This is a genomic window from Actinomycetospora corticicola (genome assembly GCF_013409505.1).
In the GTDB taxonomy this organism is placed as follows: Bacteria; Actinomycetota; Actinomycetes; order Mycobacteriales; family Pseudonocardiaceae; genus Actinomycetospora; species Actinomycetospora corticicola.
Genome location: NZ_JACCBN010000001.1, coordinates 3,400,874 through 3,417,493, shown reverse-complemented (window position 1 = coordinate 3,417,493; position 16,620 = coordinate 3,400,874). Strand labels below are relative to the sequence as shown.

General features: G+C 75.1%; 21 protein-coding genes. 13 read left to right on the top strand and 8 right to left on the bottom strand.

Annotation, left to right across the window (positions count from 1 at the left end; genetic code table 11):
* Nucleotide 1: 1 nt before the first annotated feature.
* Nucleotides 2-604 (bottom strand): TetR family transcriptional regulator, encoded by a 603-nt coding sequence (locus BJ983_RS16615; protein ID WP_179794803.1) that lies wholly within the window; start codon nt 602-604, stop codon nt 2-4.
* A gap of 96 nt (nt 605-700) precedes the next feature.
* Here BJ983_RS16615 and BJ983_RS16610 point away from each other — a divergent pair, with 96 nt between their 5' ends.
* Entirely contained in the window at nt 701-1,426 is a 726-nt protein-coding gene (locus BJ983_RS16610) for an SDR family NAD(P)-dependent oxidoreductase (protein ID WP_179794802.1), read from the top strand.
* 47 nt (nt 1,427-1,473) lie between these two features.
* On the opposite strand, the gene BJ983_RS16605 is transcribed toward BJ983_RS16610, so the two are convergent.
* The 3 genes from BJ983_RS16605 to BJ983_RS16595 all read right to left on the bottom strand — a co-directional run bounded on the left by BJ983_RS16605 (nt 1,474) and on the right by BJ983_RS16595 (nt 3,481).
* Nucleotides 1,474-1,767 (bottom strand): WXG100 family type VII secretion target, encoded by a 294-nt coding sequence (locus BJ983_RS16605; RefSeq protein ID WP_179794801.1) that lies wholly within the window; start codon nt 1,765-1,767, stop codon nt 1,474-1,476.
* 11 nt (nt 1,768-1,778) lie between these two features.
* Nucleotides 1,779-2,108: a WXG100 family type VII secretion target gene (locus BJ983_RS16600; RefSeq protein WP_179794800.1), complete on the bottom strand. Its 330-nt coding sequence runs from the start codon at nt 2,106-2,108 to the stop codon at nt 1,779-1,781.
* Nucleotides 2,109-2,191: 83 nt separating this feature from the next.
* Nucleotides 2,192-3,481, bottom strand: coding sequence for a type VII secretion protein EccB (locus BJ983_RS16595; protein WP_179794799.1), 1,290 nt, complete (start codon nt 3,479-3,481; stop codon nt 2,192-2,194).
* A gap of 144 nt (nt 3,482-3,625) precedes the next feature.
* On the opposite strand from BJ983_RS16595, the gene BJ983_RS16590 reads away from it, so the two are divergent.
* From BJ983_RS16590 to idi, 7 genes are all read left to right on the top strand, one after another.
* A complete protein-coding gene (locus BJ983_RS16590) occupies nt 3,626-4,567 on the top strand; it encodes a formyltransferase family protein (RefSeq protein WP_179794798.1) in 942 nt (313 codons plus the stop codon).
* A 63-nt stretch (nt 4,568-4,630) separates the two neighbouring features.
* Nucleotides 4,631-5,083, top strand: a complete 453-nt coding sequence (locus BJ983_RS16585) for a hypothetical protein (RefSeq protein ID WP_179794797.1) — start codon at nt 4,631-4,633, stop codon at nt 5,081-5,083.
* Nucleotides 5,080-6,042: a hypothetical protein gene (locus BJ983_RS16580; protein WP_179794796.1), complete on the top strand. Its 963-nt coding sequence runs from the start codon at nt 5,080-5,082 to the stop codon at nt 6,040-6,042. The genes BJ983_RS16585 and BJ983_RS16580 overlap by 4 nt, the downstream gene beginning before the upstream one ends.
* Nucleotides 6,039-6,710 (top strand): hypothetical protein, encoded by a 672-nt coding sequence (locus tag BJ983_RS16575; RefSeq protein ID WP_179794795.1) that lies wholly within the window; start codon nt 6,039-6,041, stop codon nt 6,708-6,710. The genes BJ983_RS16580 and BJ983_RS16575 overlap by 4 nt, the downstream gene beginning before the upstream one ends.
* Before the next feature lie 106 nt (nt 6,711-6,816).
* On the top strand, nt 6,817-7,689 hold the full coding sequence (locus tag BJ983_RS16570; protein WP_179794794.1) for a formate/nitrite transporter family protein: 873 nt from the start codon (nt 6,817-6,819) through the stop codon (nt 7,687-7,689).
* A gap of 26 nt (nt 7,690-7,715) precedes the next feature.
* On the top strand, nt 7,716-8,168 hold the full coding sequence (cynS, locus tag BJ983_RS16565) for a cyanase (protein ID WP_179794793.1): 453 nt from the start codon (nt 7,716-7,718) through the stop codon (nt 8,166-8,168).
* A gap of 4 nt (nt 8,169-8,172) precedes the next feature.
* On the top strand, nt 8,173-8,754 hold the full coding sequence (gene idi / locus BJ983_RS16560) for an isopentenyl-diphosphate Delta-isomerase (RefSeq protein WP_179794792.1): 582 nt from the start codon (nt 8,173-8,175) through the stop codon (nt 8,752-8,754).
* Here the strand turns inward: idi and BJ983_RS16555 are convergent.
* Nucleotides 8,744-9,166: a VOC family protein gene (locus BJ983_RS16555; protein WP_179794791.1), complete on the bottom strand. Its 423-nt coding sequence runs from the start codon at nt 9,164-9,166 to the stop codon at nt 8,744-8,746. The two genes, idi and BJ983_RS16555, sit on opposite strands and share 11 nt — an antisense overlap.
* A complete protein-coding gene (locus tag BJ983_RS16550; protein WP_179794790.1) occupies nt 9,163-9,978 on the bottom strand; it encodes a helix-turn-helix domain-containing protein in 816 nt (271 codons plus the stop codon). Before BJ983_RS16550 ends, BJ983_RS16555 begins: the two co-directional genes overlap by 4 nt.
* A gap of 58 nt (nt 9,979-10,036) precedes the next feature.
* Between BJ983_RS16550 and BJ983_RS16545 the strand changes: the two genes are divergently transcribed.
* The 3 genes from BJ983_RS16545 to BJ983_RS16535 all read left to right on the top strand — a co-directional run bounded on the left by BJ983_RS16545 (nt 10,037) and on the right by BJ983_RS16535 (nt 13,145).
* Nucleotides 10,037-10,360, top strand: coding sequence for a putative quinol monooxygenase (locus tag BJ983_RS16545; protein WP_179794789.1), 324 nt, complete (start codon nt 10,037-10,039; stop codon nt 10,358-10,360).
* A 4-nt stretch (nt 10,361-10,364) separates the two neighbouring features.
* Complete coding sequence (locus tag BJ983_RS16540; protein WP_179794788.1) at nt 10,365-11,789, top strand: amidase; 1,425 nt, start codon at nt 10,365-10,367, stop codon at nt 11,787-11,789.
* A gap of 99 nt (nt 11,790-11,888) precedes the next feature.
* Nucleotides 11,889-13,145, top strand: a complete 1,257-nt coding sequence (locus BJ983_RS16535; protein ID WP_218890305.1) for an acetamidase/formamidase family protein — start codon at nt 11,889-11,891, stop codon at nt 13,143-13,145.
* Between the two features lie 12 nt (nt 13,146-13,157).
* On the opposite strand, the gene BJ983_RS16530 is transcribed toward BJ983_RS16535, so the two are convergent.
* Nucleotides 13,158-14,615: an MFS transporter gene (locus BJ983_RS16530; protein ID WP_179794786.1), complete on the bottom strand. Its 1,458-nt coding sequence runs from the start codon at nt 14,613-14,615 to the stop codon at nt 13,158-13,160.
* A gap of 79 nt (nt 14,616-14,694) precedes the next feature.
* Here BJ983_RS16530 and BJ983_RS16525 point away from each other — a divergent pair, with 79 nt between their 5' ends.
* Both BJ983_RS16525 and BJ983_RS16520 read left to right on the top strand, forming a co-directional pair.
* The gene (locus tag BJ983_RS16525; protein WP_179794785.1) at nt 14,695-15,255 is read left to right on the top strand and encodes a TetR/AcrR family transcriptional regulator; all 561 of its coding nucleotides are present in this window, start codon (nt 14,695-14,697) and stop codon (nt 15,253-15,255) included.
* 57 nt (nt 15,256-15,312) lie between these two features.
* The gene (locus BJ983_RS16520; protein ID WP_179794784.1) at nt 15,313-15,669 is read left to right on the top strand and encodes a DUF3040 domain-containing protein; all 357 of its coding nucleotides are present in this window, start codon (nt 15,313-15,315) and stop codon (nt 15,667-15,669) included.
* Nucleotides 15,670-15,681: 12 nt separating this feature from the next.
* Here BJ983_RS16520 and BJ983_RS16515 read toward each other — a convergent pair whose 3' ends face one another.
* Nucleotides 15,682-16,560: an alpha/beta fold hydrolase gene (locus BJ983_RS16515; protein WP_179794783.1), complete on the bottom strand. Its 879-nt coding sequence runs from the start codon at nt 16,558-16,560 to the stop codon at nt 15,682-15,684.
* Nucleotides 16,561-16,620 lie beyond the last annotated feature (60 nt).

Genomic DNA, 16,620 nt, shown 5'->3' with positions numbered 1-16,620 from the left:
CTCAGGGCCAGGTCGGCGCCGGCCCGGGCAGCGGCTGCGCCCCCGCCGGGCGCAGCCCGTCGACGATGATCGCGAGGTACCGGCGCCACAGGTCCGGTCCCGGATCCCGGACGAACCCGGTCGCGTGGACGGGCGCGCAGATGAGCACCCAGACGTCGGTCCCGGTCAGGTCGTGGCGCACGGCGCCGGCGTCCCGGGCCCGGGCGACGAGGTGCTCGACCTCGGCGTGGAGCTCGTCGCGCAGCGCGGCGACCGTCGAGTCGCCCTCGGTCACGGTCTGCAGGAACGACAGGTCGTGGTGCGCCTGCCCTCCGGCGGCCATGGTCAGGAACTCCACCAGTGCCGCGCCGGCGTCGGGGGCGTCGCCGAGGGCGCGGGCGACCTCGGTGAGGGCCTGGAAATGCCCGCCGACGATGGCCGCGATCAGCTCCTCCTTGGTCGCGAAGTGGCGGAACACCGTCCCCTTGGCGACGTCCGCCCGCCGAGCGATGTCGGCCATGGACGCGTCGAGACCCCGCTCCGCGAACTCCGCCTCCGCCGCGGCGAGCAGCGCGGCACGGTTGCGTGTGGCGTCGGCGCGCTGCGGCCGGTCCCGGGTCGTCACCCGCACGACCCTACCGAAGTTGACCCTGCGGTCAGGTTGGCCTAGCGTCCCTTCACGAACATGACCGCTCGGTCATGTTGACGACAGGAGATCACGATGGAGCTGCGCGGGGCCACCGCCCTCGTCACCGGGACGAACCGCGGCATCGGCCGGCACTTCGCCCTCGAGCTGCTCGCCCGCGGAGCACGGGTCTACGCCACGGCCCGCCGACCGGAGCTGGTGGACGTCCCCGGGGCCGACGTGCTGCGGCTCGACATCACCGATCCGGCCTCGGTCGCCGCGGCGGCCGAGGCCGCCGGCGACGTCGACCTCCTGGTCAACAACGCCGCGTCCACCGCGGGCGGGAACCTCGTGACCGGGGACCTGGACGCGATCCGGACCACGATGGACTCGAACTACTACGGCACGCTGGCCATGATCCGGGCCTTCGCGCCGATCCTCGCCCGGAACGGTGGCGGGGCCGTGCTCAACGTGCTCTCGGGCGTGGCCTGGCAGACGGTCGACGGCAATACCGCCTACGCCGCGGCCAAGTCCGCCCAGTGGGGACTGACCAACGGGGTCCGGGTGGAGCTGGCGGGCCAGGGCACGCTCGTCGCCGCGCTCGTGCCGGGGTTGGTCGCCACCACGACGATGAAGGAGTTCGCGCGCGATGCCGGGCTCGACCTCGGCGCCGAGGCCATGACCGAGCCGGCCGACCTGGTCCGGATCGCCCTCGACGGACTCGAGGCGGGCGAGATCGAGATCCTCGACGGGCTCGCGGTGGTGGCCAAGCGGTCCCTCTCCGGGCCGCCACGAGCCCTCGAACTCCCGACGGCGTCCTAGCGCAGCCGACGGGGTGCCGGGCCGGACGCTCAGCCCGACCCGGCCCGTCAGACCTGGAAGGACTGCATCGTGGCGCGCTCGGCGTCGGCGTAGCCCTGGTTGGCGCCCGCCGTCGTGCGGCCGAGCTCGCCGAGCGCCGCCTGCAGTTCCTGCCAGCCCGCGTCCCACTGGGCCTGCGCGTTCGCGTACGACTCCCGCGCGGCGCCGTCCCACGTCGCGAGCATCGGGGCGAGGTCGGAGCGCAGCTGCTGCATGCGCTGCTCCATCGCCTGGGCCCCGCCCTGCACGTCGGCGACCGCCGTGTCCAGCGCGCCGAAGGAGACCTTGATCCGGTCGGCCATCGTGGTCCTCCTCAGAATCCGGGGACGGCGACGTCCATGCCGGCGCCCGAGCGGTCGATCCGGCCCGACGCGTCGGCGTCGCTGGTCTCGTAGCCCGCCTGCGCGCGCCGGACGAGGGTCGAGATCGTGTCGAGGGCCTGGTTGAGCTTCTGGTTCGCGGCCTCGTACCGGGCCCCCGCCCCGGCGAACGCGGTGCTGCCGTCGCCCTGCCACTGGCCCTGGACGGCCTCGAGCTTCCCCCGCAACGCGGTGAGCTCCGAGCGGATGTCGGCCACTCCTGCGACCATGCGCGACTGCGTCTGCGCCATCGTCGCGGTCGAGACGTCGTACTGCCCCGCCATCAGGGCCCCCTCCCGGGTCGGGTTCCGCGGTCGACCCTCACGGTGACCGACCCGTCGTCGCCGTGGGTGCGGTTTCGGGAAAGTCAGTCCGGCACGGCGAGCTGCGGGCCCCCGGCGAGCAGCGCGAACCACGGTCGGCCGATCGGCAGGACCTGGCCTCGGGTGTAGCCGAGGGCGCGCAGGGCCTCGTCGTCGCGCACCCCGAACCCGAGCCCGGCGTCCACCAGCACCATGCCCTCGTCGACGGTGCGCCCGGCCGGCCGCGCGTCGGCGTCGAACTCCGGCGGCGCGAGCAGGGCCCCGCCGCCCGGGGGCACGTGCCAGGTCACCCGCACCGCACGCTCCCCGCCCGCGAGCAGCCGTTCCGGGCCGGCCGGCAGCCCCGGCGCCGCGACGGCGCCGAACACCGCCAGCGTCGGGCCGTCCCCGCCGCGGACGACGCAGGGGACCGCGGCGTCCTCCCGGTCGGGCACCGTCGGCGGGATGCTCGGGACGTCCGCGATCCCGACGACGGGTCCGGCCGGGAGCCGCAGGACCTCGTCCGGGACGACGGTGCGCACCGGCGCGGGCAGCAGACGTGCCGTGGTCTCGTCGGCGACGAGCCGCGCCCGGCCCCGGTCGAGAACGTACCGGGTCCCGTCGGTGGTGGCCACGACCGGCCCGGGCGCCTCCCGCAGGGAGAGTTCGCCACCGCGGGGGAGCAGTCCCAGCCACGGCCCCGGCACCTCCCGGACCTGCCCCGGGGACCAGCCGAGCAGCGGCAGGGCCTGCGGGGCGACGAGGTGGGTCCGTCCCCCCGCGACGAGCACGGCCTCGCCCGTCCCCGAGGCGCGCGCGAGGAACCCGGTGGCCGCCGTCGACGGTCCGACGACGGGCCCGGCGTACACGGCGACCTGGTCGGGGGCGTCGCGGTCGGGTCCGGTGACGCACGCGGTGAGCGGCACGGGAGCCGCGAGCGCCGGCGGGAGCTGCGGCGACCCGTCGTCGGGAAGGGCGGTGCCGACGGGCACGGTGAGGACGCGCGCGTGCGGGACGAGCACCGGCTCGCCGCGTCGGCCCCCGGCGAGCAGCGCGGCGGTGAGCGTGGGTGCGGGCCGGAGCAGGCCGTCGGTGGCGAGGTAGCGGGCGCCGGTGTCGCGGTCGAGGACGACGGTGCCCTCGTCGCGCCAGCCGTCGGGAGGGCGGTCGGTGAGGAACGCCGAGGCGGCGGACAGCGCGGCCACGAGCACCACGACGACGAGGCCGGTGAGCAGCGCGGCGTTCGGGCGCCGGGCGACGTCGGCCACCGCGAGGTCGTCCCCGCGCACCAGGGCGGCCACGCCCCGGCGGCGCTGGAAGTCCTCGGACTCGATGAGCTCCCGCCTGCCCGCCACGCGTGCTGACGATGACGGACGTCGGTGCGCGGTGGGGGCGGTTCGGGAGAACGAGGTGGGAGAACAAGGTCGCATCCGGACCCGGGGCGTCTCGATCTCTGCTTAGGTGAGCCTCACCTGACCGACGGGGGCGAGGAGGCGACCGTGCGCGTGGTGTTGTTCGGCTACCAGAAGTGGGGAACGAGGTTGCTCGCGAGCCTGCTCGAGAGCCGCCACGAGGTGGTCCTCCTCGTGAGCCACCCCGAGGAGGACTCGGCGCACGAGCCGGCGATCTTCCAGGAACCGGTGGCCGACCTCGCCCGCGAGCACGACATCCCGGTGCTCTACCGGCAGAAGGCCGTGGACGACGAGCTGGTCGCCGCGATCACCGACAGCGGCGCGGAGATCGGCGTCGCCTGCAACTGGCGCACCTGGATCTCGCCGAAGGTGTTCTCGGCCCCCACCCGCGGCACCGTCAACACCCACGACGCCCTGCTGCCCAAGTACGCCGGGTTCTCGCCGCTGAACTGGGCGCTGATCAACGGCGAGTCGCAGGTGGGGATCACGGCGCACTGGATGGACGCGGACCTCGACCGCGGCGACATCATCACGCAGCGGACCGTGCCGGTGACCCCCACCGACACCACCGAGGACCTGTTCCAGCGCACCGTCGAGCTCTTCGGGCCGCTGACGCTCGACGCCCTCGACCGCGTCGAGCACGGCCCGCACGACTGGCTGCGTCAGGACCCGGAGCACGCGAGCTTCTTCCACCGGCGCGCCGACCGGGACAACCGGATCCCGTGGGACCGGCCGGCCAGGGACCTGGTCAACCTCGTCCGCGCCCAGACCGGGCCCTATCCCAACGCCTGGTGCCTGCACGAGGGCCGGCGGCTGCGGGTGCTCGAGGCGAGCGTGTCGCGCAACCGGTGCGGTGGGACGAACGGTCGGGTCTTCGCCCGGGAGGGCACCGGGGTGATCGTCGTGGCCGGTCCCGAGGCCTGGCACGGCGACCAGCACGGTCTGGTGCTGCAGCGGGTGCGCGACGAGGACGGGGTCGACCACGTCGCCGGGGACTACTTCCGCCGGATGGGCGACTACCTCGACTGAAACGTTCACCACACCATGCGGTGACCCTGCGTCACGGGACGGCGTCGGCCGGGTCGACGGGACATGACGAACAACCGCAAGCGTCTCGCCGTCCTGGGCGGGGTCCTGCTCGTCCTCGCGGGCGCGGGCGTCGCGTTCGCGGCGTACCTCTCCACCGGTGAGGGCTCCGGCGCGACGACCTCGAGCGTCGCCGTGAACTCGACGATCGCCTCCGCCTCGAAGGGCACGCCGCTCTACCCCGGGTCGTCGACCCCGTACACGGTCACGATCAACAACCCGAACCCGTACCCCGTGAAGGTGGTCGGGATCGGTGCGAGCACCTCGGACAAGGTCGGCACCTGCCCGGCCGGCACGGTGACCAGCCCCGCCGTGGCGAACCCGACCGGGACCATCGCGCCCGGCGCCTCCGGCACCTACACACTGACGGCCACGATGGTCGCCGACCCCGACAACACCTGCCAGGGCCAGACGTTCTCCATGCCCCTGCGGGCGGACCTCGCGTCCGCGGCGGGGTGAAGGTCGACTCGCTGCTCCAGCGGGAGGGGCGCGGCCCGGTCGAGCGGACGGGCCCGATCCCGCTGCCGGGCAGGCGCCCCCGTCACCTCGCGGGCACCGCGCGCGGCCGCCCGGTGGATCCGGAGGCGGTCACCGAGCCGTTCCGGGCCGTCCCGACGAGGCCCGGAGCGGCCTTCGCCGTGCCCTCCGGCGCCTTCCCGGTGCCGACGCCGGAGGGTCCCGACGACGGGCGCGGCCGCGCGGCCGTGCCCCGCTCGCGGGAGCCGCGACCGACCCCGGCCACCGGCATCGGGATCGGCCCGGTCCTGCCGCGGGAGCGCGACGCCCGCCCGGCCCCACCCCGCCGTCCCGACGACCGGCCCTCCCCGGTCCGTCGCGTCGCCGCCCCGGAGGCGCCCGTGTCCGACACCCCGCCGCAGCGGACGGATCCGACGCCCGGCCGCGCCGGCCGACGCGGGTGGCGCAGGCGGCTCGGTGGGCGACGTCGCCGCACCACGGTGGTCCTCGTGCTGGTGCTGATCGCGGCGGCGCTGGGGGCGGCCGGGGTCGCGGTCGCGGCCTGGCTCGCGTCCGGATCGGGGTCGCCCGCGCTCTCCGGGGGCACCGCGCTCGCCCCGACCACGACCGCCGTGGCGGGCAGCGCCGTCACGTCCGGCCTGCTCACCCCCGGCGCCACGGGGACCGCGGCGCTCACCGTGACCAACCCCAACCCCTACCGGGTGCGGGTCGCGTCCATCGCCGCGGCCGGGGCGGCCACCGCGGCCGGCGGGATCGGCACCTGCGTCACCACCGGGGTCGGCTTCGTCCCGCAGAACCCGGCCGGCATCGTCCTCGTCCCCGCGGCGAGCACCACCCTCGTGCTGCCCGGCGCCGTCGCGATGTCGACCGCCTCGGAGACCGGCTGCCAGGGCGCCACCTTCGCGGTCCCGGTCACGGTGACGGTGGTGAGCGCGCCGTGAGCCGCGCCGTCGTCGCCCTGCTGACCGCGCTCGGGCTGCTGACCGGGTGCGGGGTCGCGGTCGCCGCGTGGTCGAGCAGCGGCCCCGGCAACGCGACCGCCCGGGCAGGGGCGCTCGGAGCCACCACCGCGACCGCGGACGCCTGGGCGTGCAGCGCGCTGCTCGGCCGGTTCACCGCCTCCGGGGGTGGCGTGGAGTCCTTCCCGGAGCAGGTGGTCACGACGACGCCCACGCCCACCGTCTCGCCGCGCGCCGCGACCACCACGACCGCGGCGCCCACGACGACGGTGGTCCCCACGACGACGCCACCGGCGCCGGTCACGACGGCCGCGACCACCACCGTCGTCGCCCCGACCACCGCCACGACGACGACCACCGCCCCGCCGACGACGTCGACCTCCGGGGTGGTGACCGGCCTGGGCGCGGCCGCCACGACGCTGCGGTGGACGGCGGTCGCGACGGCGGGCGCCTACCAGTTCCAGGCCGCCACCACCGCCGACTTCGCCGCGCCGGTCGCGGCCGGCACCACGAGCGCGCTGTCGTCCCCGGTCACCGTGCGGGCGGTCGGGCGCACCACGGTGTACCTGCGCGTGCGGGCGACCGCGGGCGCCTGGACGGGGCCGTGGAGCGCGACGCTGACGACGACGGCCGGGCCCTGTCTGCTCTGAGCGGTATCGGACGTTTCGTGCTGTTCACACGGAATCGGTTTTTCACGATGCGCCGGGAGGCACTGGATCCCCGACGCGGCCGGCCCCCGGCCCGGAGGGGGAAGCCATGCCGATCTCCGTGCCCGACGCCGTGCGAGAGCAGGCCATCGCGGGCGAGAAGAAGACCGACGAGCTGCGGATGCCGCTGGCCTACGGCATCAACACGCTGTTCGGCGGCGCCTACGTCGGCGTCGCGGTGGTGCTCATGTTCGCCGCGGCCGGGCCGCTCGAGGCCGCCCAGTCCCCGTTCAGCAAGCTCGCGCAGGGCCTGCTCTTCGGCATCGCGCTGACCCTCGTGGTGTTCGCCGGCGCCGAGCTCTCCACCGGCAACATGATGGTGTCGGTCATGGGCCTGTTCGACCGGCTGCGCGGGCCCGGCATCGGCGGGGTCGCCGCGATCATCGCGGTGTCCTTCGTCGGCAACCTCGTCGGCGCGATCGTCTTCTCGCTACTGGTCCACGGCAGCGGCGTCCTCGAGCTGGTCTCCGCGCCGGGCTCGCCGCCCCCGGGGGCCGCGATGCTGGAGTCGGTGGCCACGAAGAAGGTCACCGAGGGCGTCGACACCATGCTGCTGCGCGGCATCCTCTGCAACATGCTGGTGACGCTCGGCGTCTGGATGGCGGCCCGCACCCGCTCGGACGCCGCCAAGCTCCTGCTCCTGCTGTGGGTGCTCCTCGCGTTCATCGCGACCGGTTTCGACCACGTCGTCGCGAACATGACGATCATGACCCTGGGGCTGCTCGCGGGCGTCCCGGCCGTCACCGTCGCGTCCTTCGCCTGGAACCTGCTGTGGGTCGGGCTGGGTAACCTCATCGGCGGGGCGGTCATCGGCGCGGCCTACGGCTACCTCGGCCGCGCGCACACCGACGACGCTCCCCGCGACGACGCGGGGACCGCCGGGGCGTCCGACGATGCCGCCCGCCCCGTGGCACAGGCCTGATCCCTCCCATCTCGAGGAGCTACCCCATGAGCCCCATCCACGACCGCCTCTCCGCCGGCCGCGAGGTCGTGTTCGCGAAGGAGGCGAAGGGCCTGAGCTGGCAGCAGCTCGCCGACGCCCTCGAGCGCTCCCTCGTCTGGACGACCTCCGCGCTGCTCGGACAGCAGCCCCTCGACGCCGAGCAGGCGCAGAAGGTCGGCGGTCTGCTCGGCCTCGACGACGACGCGGTCGCCGCGCTGTCGCTGCCGCCCGTGCGGGGCGAGGCCGCGATCGACCCCACCGAGCCGGTGACCTACCGCCTGCACGAGGCGCTGCAGGTCTACGGCAGCGCCCTGCACGAGCTGATCCGCGAGGAGTTCGGCGACGGGATCATGTCGGCCATCGACTTCGAGCTGTCCTTCGACCGGGAGGAGGACCCGAAGGGGGACCGGGTCAAGCTCGTCTGGAGTGGCAAGTTCCTGCCGTACAAGGTCTTCTAGGTCCGTGACCGAGCTCGTCGTCCTGCTGGACCCCCACGGTTCCGCCATCGGCACCGCCGCCAAGTCCGAGGTGCACCACGCGGAGACCCCGCTGCACCTCGCGTTCTCCTGCTACGTCGTCGACGACGACGGGCGACTGCTGATGACCCGACGGGCCGCGCACAAGCGCACCTTCCCCGGCGTCTGGACCAACAGCTTCTGCGGGCACCCCGCGCCGGGGGAGGCGCTCGACGAGGCCGTCGTCCGCCGCGGTCGCCAGGAGCTCGGTCTCGACGTCGGGTCGGTGCGGCTCGTGCTGCCCGGCTTCCGCTACCGCGCCGAGCAGGACGGCGTCGTCGAGCACGAGATGTGCCCGGTCTTCGTCGCCACCGCCACCGGGGCCCCGGAGCCGGACCCGGCCGAGGTCGACGACGTGCGGGCCGTGCCGTGGGCGACGCTGCACGACGGGGCCCGGCAGGGGTCGTGGCCGGAGCTCTCGCCGTGGTGCGTCGAGCAGGTCGCCCAGCTCGCCGTCCACGGCGACCCGGCCCGCTGGCCCACCGGCGACCCGTCCGCGCTCCCGCCGGCGGCGCGGCTCAGCCTGTGACGGGGTGACCCGGGTAGGTCCCGAACTGCCAGTGGTTGCCCTCGGGGTCGAGCACCGCGGCGTCGTGCGAGCCGTACTCGGTGTCGTACGGCTCCGCGAGCGGCGTCGCCCCGGCGGCCACCGCCCGGGCGAAGACCTCGTCGGTGTGCGCGGCGTCGCGGGTCACGGCGTACCCGCCGAACGTGCCCGGTGCGAGGGACCAGGCCCGCCCCGAGGTGTCCTCGCGCTCCTGGCCGAGCATGATCCCGCCGCCGGGCGGCCAGCCGAGCTCGGCGTGGTGGATCACGCCGTCGTCGCCCGCGTACACGACGCTCTCGGTGAAGCCGAAGGCCGAGACGTAGAAGTCGATGAGGGCGCGCGCGTCGCGGGCGCGCAGGGTGGGCCAGACCTGGGGTGCCGGTGCGGTGCTCATGCCGACGAGGATCGCGGGTCGGCGTCCTGGGCGTCTTGGACGGATCCGACCAGCCCGCCGTGCACCTCCTCGGTCACCCACCGGGTCGCGGTGCAGCCCGCGAGCGCCCGGAACTCGCGGGCGAGGTGGGCCTGGTCGGCGTAGCCGTGGTCGGCCGCGACGCCCGCGAGGTCCAGGGTCCCGCTCCCGGCGCGTCGGGCGATCGCGTGTCGCACCCGGTGGAACCGGCCCATCCGGGCGGCCACCGAGGGCCGGACGCCGAACTCGCCGGTGAACCGCCGGGACAGGTGGTCGGTGCTCCAGCCGACCTCGCGCGCCACGTCCCGCACCGACCCGCCGGCCTGCATCCGGGCCCAGGCGTGGCGGACCTCGGCGGCGGCCGCCGGCCCGTCGTCGTGCGTGCGGAGCAGCCGGGCGAGGACGTCGTCGAGCGCGGCGAGGCGGACCTCCCACGTGGACCCGGCGTCGACCCGCTCGCAGAGCTCCGCGGCGACCCGGCCGACCACCTCGCCCGCCTCCAGCGAGTGCCCGGCGAGCACGGCGGCGGGCAGGCCGAACAGGGGGCGCGCCGCGAGCGGGTGCACGGTGACGTGGATGCCGGCCTGACGGCCGGGGTGCACGATCGTCCCCGGCACGTCGTGCAGACCGGCGAGGCAGGCGCGGAAGTCCGCACCCCCGCCGTCGGGAAGGACCATCCGCAGCGGCGCGCCGACGGGGACGACGAACGTGAGGAACGGCGAGGGCAGCGCCCGGTGGATGCCGGGCGCGGCGTCGCGGACGTCGTACACGTGGCGTGTGACGAACCCGTCCATCCGCAGAGTGTGGCCCCGAGGGGGTGTGCCGCGCGCCACTCTCGGGCAGGATCCACCCATGATCTTCATCGCCGTCAAGTGGACGATCAAGCCGGAGTACGCGGACCGCTTCCCGGAGCTCGCGCGGGAGTTCACCGAGGCCTGCCGCCAGGAGCCGGGCAACATCTTCTTCGAGTGGAGCAAGTCCCTCGAGGAGGAGAACACCTACCAGCTGGTCGAGGCCTTCCAGGACGGTGCCGCCGAGGCGCACGTCAACTCCGACCACTTCAAGAAGTTCGTCTCCGAGGCCCCGGACTACGTCGCCGAGACGCCGAAGATCGTCAGCGTGCAGGGCGTCGACCAGGACGGCTGGGGCGAGATGGGCGAGGTGAAGCCCCGCTAGCCCGGTGTCGACCGCTCTGCACGAGCTCGGCCTCGTCGAGCTCGCCGCCGCGCTGCGCCGTCGCGACGTCTCGTGCGTCGAGGTCGCGACGGCGACGCTCGCGCGTCTGGACGACCTGAACCCGGCGGTGAACGCGGTGGTCGCGCGCCGCGATCCCGACGCCGTGCTGGCCGAGGCCGCCGCCCGCGACGCCGAGGCGGCGGCCGGGCGGTGGCGCGGGGTGCTCCACGGGGTGCCGCAGGCCGTGAAGGACCTCGCCGAGGTGGCGGGACAGCCGTTCGCGGCCGGGTCCCCGGTGTTCCGCGACCGGGTCGGGGTCGTCGACGCCCCGCACGTCGCGCGGATGCGGGCGGCCGGGGCGCTGTTCGTCGGGCGCACCAACACCCCGGAGATGGGGTTCGGGTCGCAGACCTACAACCCGGTGTACGGGGCCACCCGCAACCCGTGGGACCTCACGCGCACCGTCGGCGGCTCCAGCGGGGGCGCGGCCGCCGCGCTCGCCTGCCGGCTGCTGCCCGCCGCCGACGGCAGCGACTACATGGGCTCCCTGCGCAACCCCGCCGCCTGGTCCTCGGCGTACGGCCTGCGCCCCTCGCGCGGTCGCGTCCCCGGGGTGCCGGGCTTCGTCGCCCAGCTGGGCGAGGCCGGACCGATGGCCCGCTCGGTCGCCGACCTCGCGGCTCTGCTCTCGGTCATGACGACGGGCGGGCCCGTCGGTCCGCTCGACCACTCCGATCCGCTGGACCTGTCGTCGCTGACGGCCGCCGACCCGACGTCGCTGCGCGTGGGCTGGCTCGGCGACCTGGGCGGTCGTCTGGCCTGCGAGGACGGGCTGCTCGACCTCGCGCGCCGGGGCTCCGTGGACGTGTTCGCCGGGCTGGGCGCGACGGTCGAGGAGGTCGTCCCGCCGTTCGACCTGGACGCCCTGTGGGAGGCGTTCCTGGTCTGGCGCTGGTGGAACGCCTGCGAGATGGCGCCGCTGCTGGAGCACCACCGCGCCGACCTCAAGCCGGAACTGGTGTGGGAGATCGAGCAGGGCCTGACGCTGACCGCCCTGCGGGTCCACCGGGCCGCGGCGGTGCGGGCGGAGTGGTTCCGCGCGGTCGTCGGGATGTTCGACCGGTTCGACGTGCTCGTCGCCCCGGCCACCCAGGTGCACCCGTTCCCGGTGGAGGTCACCTGGCCGCGGGAGATCGCCGGCCGGACGATGGACACCTACCACCGCTGGATGGAGACGGTGGCGCCGTGGTCGATGGCCGGGGTGCCGGTCATGGGCATGCCCGCCGGGTTCACGCCGGGCGGGTTGCCGGTCGGGGTGCAGCTGATCGGCCCGCCCGGCGGCGACCGCCGCGTGCTCGAGGTCGCGCTCGCCCACGAGGCGGCCACGGGGTTCGCCGGTGCCGTCCCGCCGGTCGTGTCCCGTTCCTGACGTCGGGTGTCAGCGGTGGGCCACGGCTGACCCCGGACGCGCGCCCGACGTCATCCGCGCGCAACACCGGGGAGACGTCGGGCTGGTCAGGTGTCCGCCATGTCGGACTCGGTGGGCGAACAGTGGTCGAGCACGCTGACGGGGGCCCTCGGGCGCCGCGGCTTCCTCCTCGCGGCGGCGGGGGTGGCGGCGCTCGGGACGGCCGCCTGCTCGACCGCGGCGCCCGTGGCGGCTCCGGCCGGAATCCCCGTCCTGCAGCCGCTCGCCGGGTCGGCGCCGCCGAACTACGTGCCCGCCACCCCGACGAACGTCCTCTGGGGTCGGCTGCCCACCCGGGGCAGCCGTCCGGTGACGACGGTGGACAACGGGGCCACGGTCGTCGTCGACACGATCTCCCACGAGGGCGTCCTGGAGGACCAGGGGAAGGACCCGGTCGCGTACTTCACGGGGCAGGGGGTCGCCGCGGGGGACGTGCTGACCGATGCCGCCGCCGTGGCCCGGCAGACGCCGCACGACGGACCCGGGCCCCACGTGATCACCGGCCCGATCGCGGTCCGGGGTGCCGAACCCGGTCACACGCTCGCCGTCGACGTGCTCGACCTCGCCCTGCGCGTGCCCTACGGCGTCGTCTCGAACCGCCACGGCAAGGGCGCGCTGCCCGGGGAGCTCCCAGAACAGTGGGACGGCCGCCCGGAGTTTTCGCGCTGGTTCAACGCCGGCGGCGAGGTCAGCGTCTTCACCCCCGCCTCGGCCGGCCCCACCGGGCTCGTGGGCAGCCTCGGCCCGGCCACGTTCCCGCTGGCCCCGTTCCTCGGCGTCATGGGCGTCGCCCGGGACACCGACGCGCTCGTCGACTCGGTCCCGCCCACCGACGCCGGCGGCAACCTCGACGTCAACGACCTCGTCGTCGGCTCGCGGCTCTACCTGCCCGTGCGCGTGCCCGGCGCCCTCTTCTTCACCGGCGACCCGCACATGGCCCAGGGCGACGGGGAGGTGGCGCTCACCGCGATGGAGGGATCGCTGCGCGCGACGCTGCGACTGACCTCGATCCCGCCGGGCGGCCCGGCGCCCCGGGCGGCGTTCACCTTCCCGTTCGGCGAGACCCCGACCCACTGGGTGCCCATCGGCCTGTCCGACCCGGACGGCCCGGAGGGCGGGGGGAACCAGACGTCGCTCGACCTCGCGATGCGCGACGCGGTCCGCCGGGCCCTCGCCTTCCTGGTGGGCGACCGGGGGATGGCGGCCCCGGTCGCCTACGCCTACCTCTCGGCGGCGGCGGACTTCCAGGTCTCCCAGGTCGTCGACCGCACCACCGGCGTGCACGCCCTCATCCGCAAGGCGGACTTCGGGGCGTGATCACCCCCGACGTCAGGAACGGGCCACGGCCGACTCCCGGGCGCCCGTGGCCTCGACCGGCCGCAGCAGACGGGCCTGCCACGCGGCGTAGGCGATCGCCACGGCCGCGACGGCGCCCGCCACGGCGAGGGCGACGGTGAACGCCGGGCCGGCCACCGTCGGGTCGACCCCGGCCGCGAGCGAGCCGCCGAGGGTCTCGCCCGGCACACCGTCCGGCAGGCCCGCCCGGTAGACGGCCGCCGTCACGCTGCCGAGCACGGCGATGCCGAGGGCGCCGCCGAGCTCGAAGCCGGTCTCGGAGATGGCCGAGGCGGCGCCGGCGCGGTCGGTGGGTGCGGAGGTGAGGACGAGGTCGGTGGTCAGGGTCTCGACCATCGCGACGGCGAGGCCCGCCACCGTCATCCCGACGACGACCACGACCGGTCCGGCCCCGACGGCCAGCAGGGCGATCGCCGACCAGCCGACCGCGGCCACGGTCAGGCCGCCGACGACGAGGCGGCGCACCGCGAACCGCCGGGCCAGGCGCGCCGCGACGAGGGCGCCCGCCATGCCCGCGAGGCTGCCGGGCAGCAGCCACAGCGCGGCGGTCAGCGGGGACATGCCCACCACCAGCTGCAGGTACTGGGGCACCAGCACGAGCAGGCCGACCAGGGCGAACACGCACAGGGTGTTCGTCGCGACCGACACCGAGAAGGCCCGGTGGGAGAACAGCGTGAGGTCGATCAGCGGGTCGGGCAGGGTCCTCTGCCGGTGCACGAACAGCGCGCCGGAGGCGAGCCCGACGACGGCGGCGAGCGCCCCCGTCGTCGTGATCCCGTCGGTGGCGACGGACTTCACCGCGTAGACCACCGGCAGCATCGTCGCGAGCGCGAGACCCGCCGAGAGCAGGTCGAAGCGGCCCGGGTGCGGGTCGCGGCTCTCGGGCAGCAGGACCGGGCCGACGGCGAGCAGGGCGAGGCAGACCGGCACGTTGACCAGGAAGACCGAGCCCCACCAGAAGTGCTCGAGCAGCCAGCCGCCGATCACCGGGCCCGCGGCCGCTCCGCCGGAGAACATCGCGGCCCACACGCCGATCGCCCGACGACGGGAGTCCGGCTCGGGGAAGACCGTCTTGATCAGCGACAGCGTCGAGGGCATGAGGGTCGCGCCCCCGAGCCCGAGCAGGGCGCGCGCGGCGACCAGGGCGCCGGCGGTCGGGGCGAACGCCGCGACGACCGAGGCGACGCCGAACGCGGCGGTGCCGATCAGCAGCAGGCGACGGCGCCCGATGCGGTCGCCCAGCGAGCCCGCGACCACGAGCAGGCCCGCGAGCACGAACGAGTAGACGTCGACGATCCACAGCTGGGTCGCCGCGCCGGGCCGCAGGTCCTCCGAGATCGCGGGCAGGGCGGCGCCGAGGACGGTCATGTCGAGCGTGATGAGCAGGACCGGGGCGGTGAGGACCCCCAGGGCGAGGGCTCGCCTGGACATGGACGCGACTCCTGTTTCTCGACAGTCCGGACGGTACAGTTACGAAACTGTACCAGCTGGACGGTGTACGGTCCCGCGCATGCCCCGACCGTCCCAGCGGGACCGGATCGTCGACGCCTACGTCGACCACGTGGTGAGCGAGGGACCCGAGACCGTCACCCTCGACGCCGTCGCGGCCCGCGCGGGGGTGTCCAAGGGCGGCCTGCTCTACCACTTCGGGTCCAAGGAGGCCCTGCTCGAGGGGATGCTCGAGCGGGTGCGCGCCCTCACCGACGCCGACATCGCGACCGCCCGGGCCGGGGCGGCGGCGGGCACCGAGACGGTGGCGCACTACTACCTGCGCACGTCCGCGGACGACCCGGCGCGCGACAGCGACTTCTTCCGCGCGATGGTCGCCGTGCTGAAGGTCGCGGCGACCGAGGAGGCGGCGGCGGTCACGGCCCGCGCCTCGATGGCGGCCTGGCAGGAGGTGCTCGCCGAGGAGACCGGGGACGAGCTGACGGCGGATCTCATCGCCGCCCTCGGCGACGGCATCTACCTGCGGGCGATCGCCGGCTGGCGGTCGAGTCCGCTGAGCCGGGACTGGCGGACGACGCTCGCCCGCCTGGGCGTGCCGGAACGTTCGGAGCAGTGTCGATGACCGCGCGTGTCCGACCCCACGGTGTGCTCATGGACGGTCCCGGGTCACTCTGGAGGCGTGCAGCCGCCTGACCGACCGTCCGATGAGGACGATCAGCGTCCCGAGTCCGCCCACGCCGACGGTGGGCGCACCCCGGTGGACCGGGCCTTCGCCGCCCTCGTGGGGACGCTGCGCGCGGCCGACCCGCGCTTCGCCCGGCGGGTGTCCGAGCCCCGCCGGCTGCGCAGCGGCCAGATCATGACGCTACTCGGGTTCGTCGCGACGGTGCTGCTCGGGCTCATCCCGCTCACCGTCGGCATCCAGACGCAGGCGGCGGTGCTCCTCACGCTCGGCGCGATCGGCACCGCCTTCTCCCCGGTCGTCGTGCCGCCGGTGGTCGGCGTCGTGCTCTCCCGGGTCCGCCCGCTCTGGTGACCCGCCCGGTCCTCAGCGCTTGATCGCGCGCGTGATCCAGTCGACGAGCTCGTTCTCGACGTCGTCGCGGTCGACCTCGTTGAGGATCTCGTGGCGGTCGTTCGACCAGACCCGGAACGTCACGTCGGTCAGCCCCGCGTTGCGGTAGCGGTCGACGAGTGCCTGGGCCAGGACGACCGGCCCGCCCACCGGGTCGTGCTCGCCGACCGCGACGTAGACCGGCAGGTCCTTCTGCATGGCGTCGAGGCGCTGCGGGTCGGCGACGTCGCGGCCCCCGACGAACATCCCCGCGCCCCCGGCCGGGTCGAGGCCGAAGCCGCACCACGGGTCGGCCACGTAGGCATCGACCTGGACCTCGTCGCGCGAGAGCCAGTCGTAGTCGGTGCGCGCCGGGGCGAACGGCGCGTTGAAGGCGGAGAGGTCGATCGGGCCGCTCGTGTCGATGGCGGCCTCGAGCTGGTCGAGCAGCGAGGTCCCGGTGAGCACCGCGGCGTCGACCTCCGCGGAGTGGTCGAGCAGCCACTGCTGTGCGGCGAACGAGCCCATGCTGTGGCCGAGGAGCACGACCGGCACCCCCGGGGCGTCCTCGCGGCCCCGCTCGAGCAGCCGGCCGATGTCGGCGACGAGCTCCGCCCACCCGCCCTCGCCCAGGACGCCGGGCTCGGTGCCGTTGGCCTCCACCGTCGCGCCGTGCCCGCGGTGGTCCTGCCCCTGCACGAGGAAGCCGAGCGCGGTGAGCCGGTCGGCGAGGTGCTGGTAGCGGCGCACGTGCTCGCCCATCCCGTGCGTGAGCTGCACGACACCGCGCGCCTCGCCCTTCGGGAGCCACCGGAAGGTGGCGAGCGTGTGACCGCCCGCGGACGGCAGGTCGATGCGGGTGGGCTCGCTCATGCGGCTGGCTCCTCGTCGTCTCCGGTCTCCGGGCGGGTCAGGAGTCTGGCCCGCCCGGGG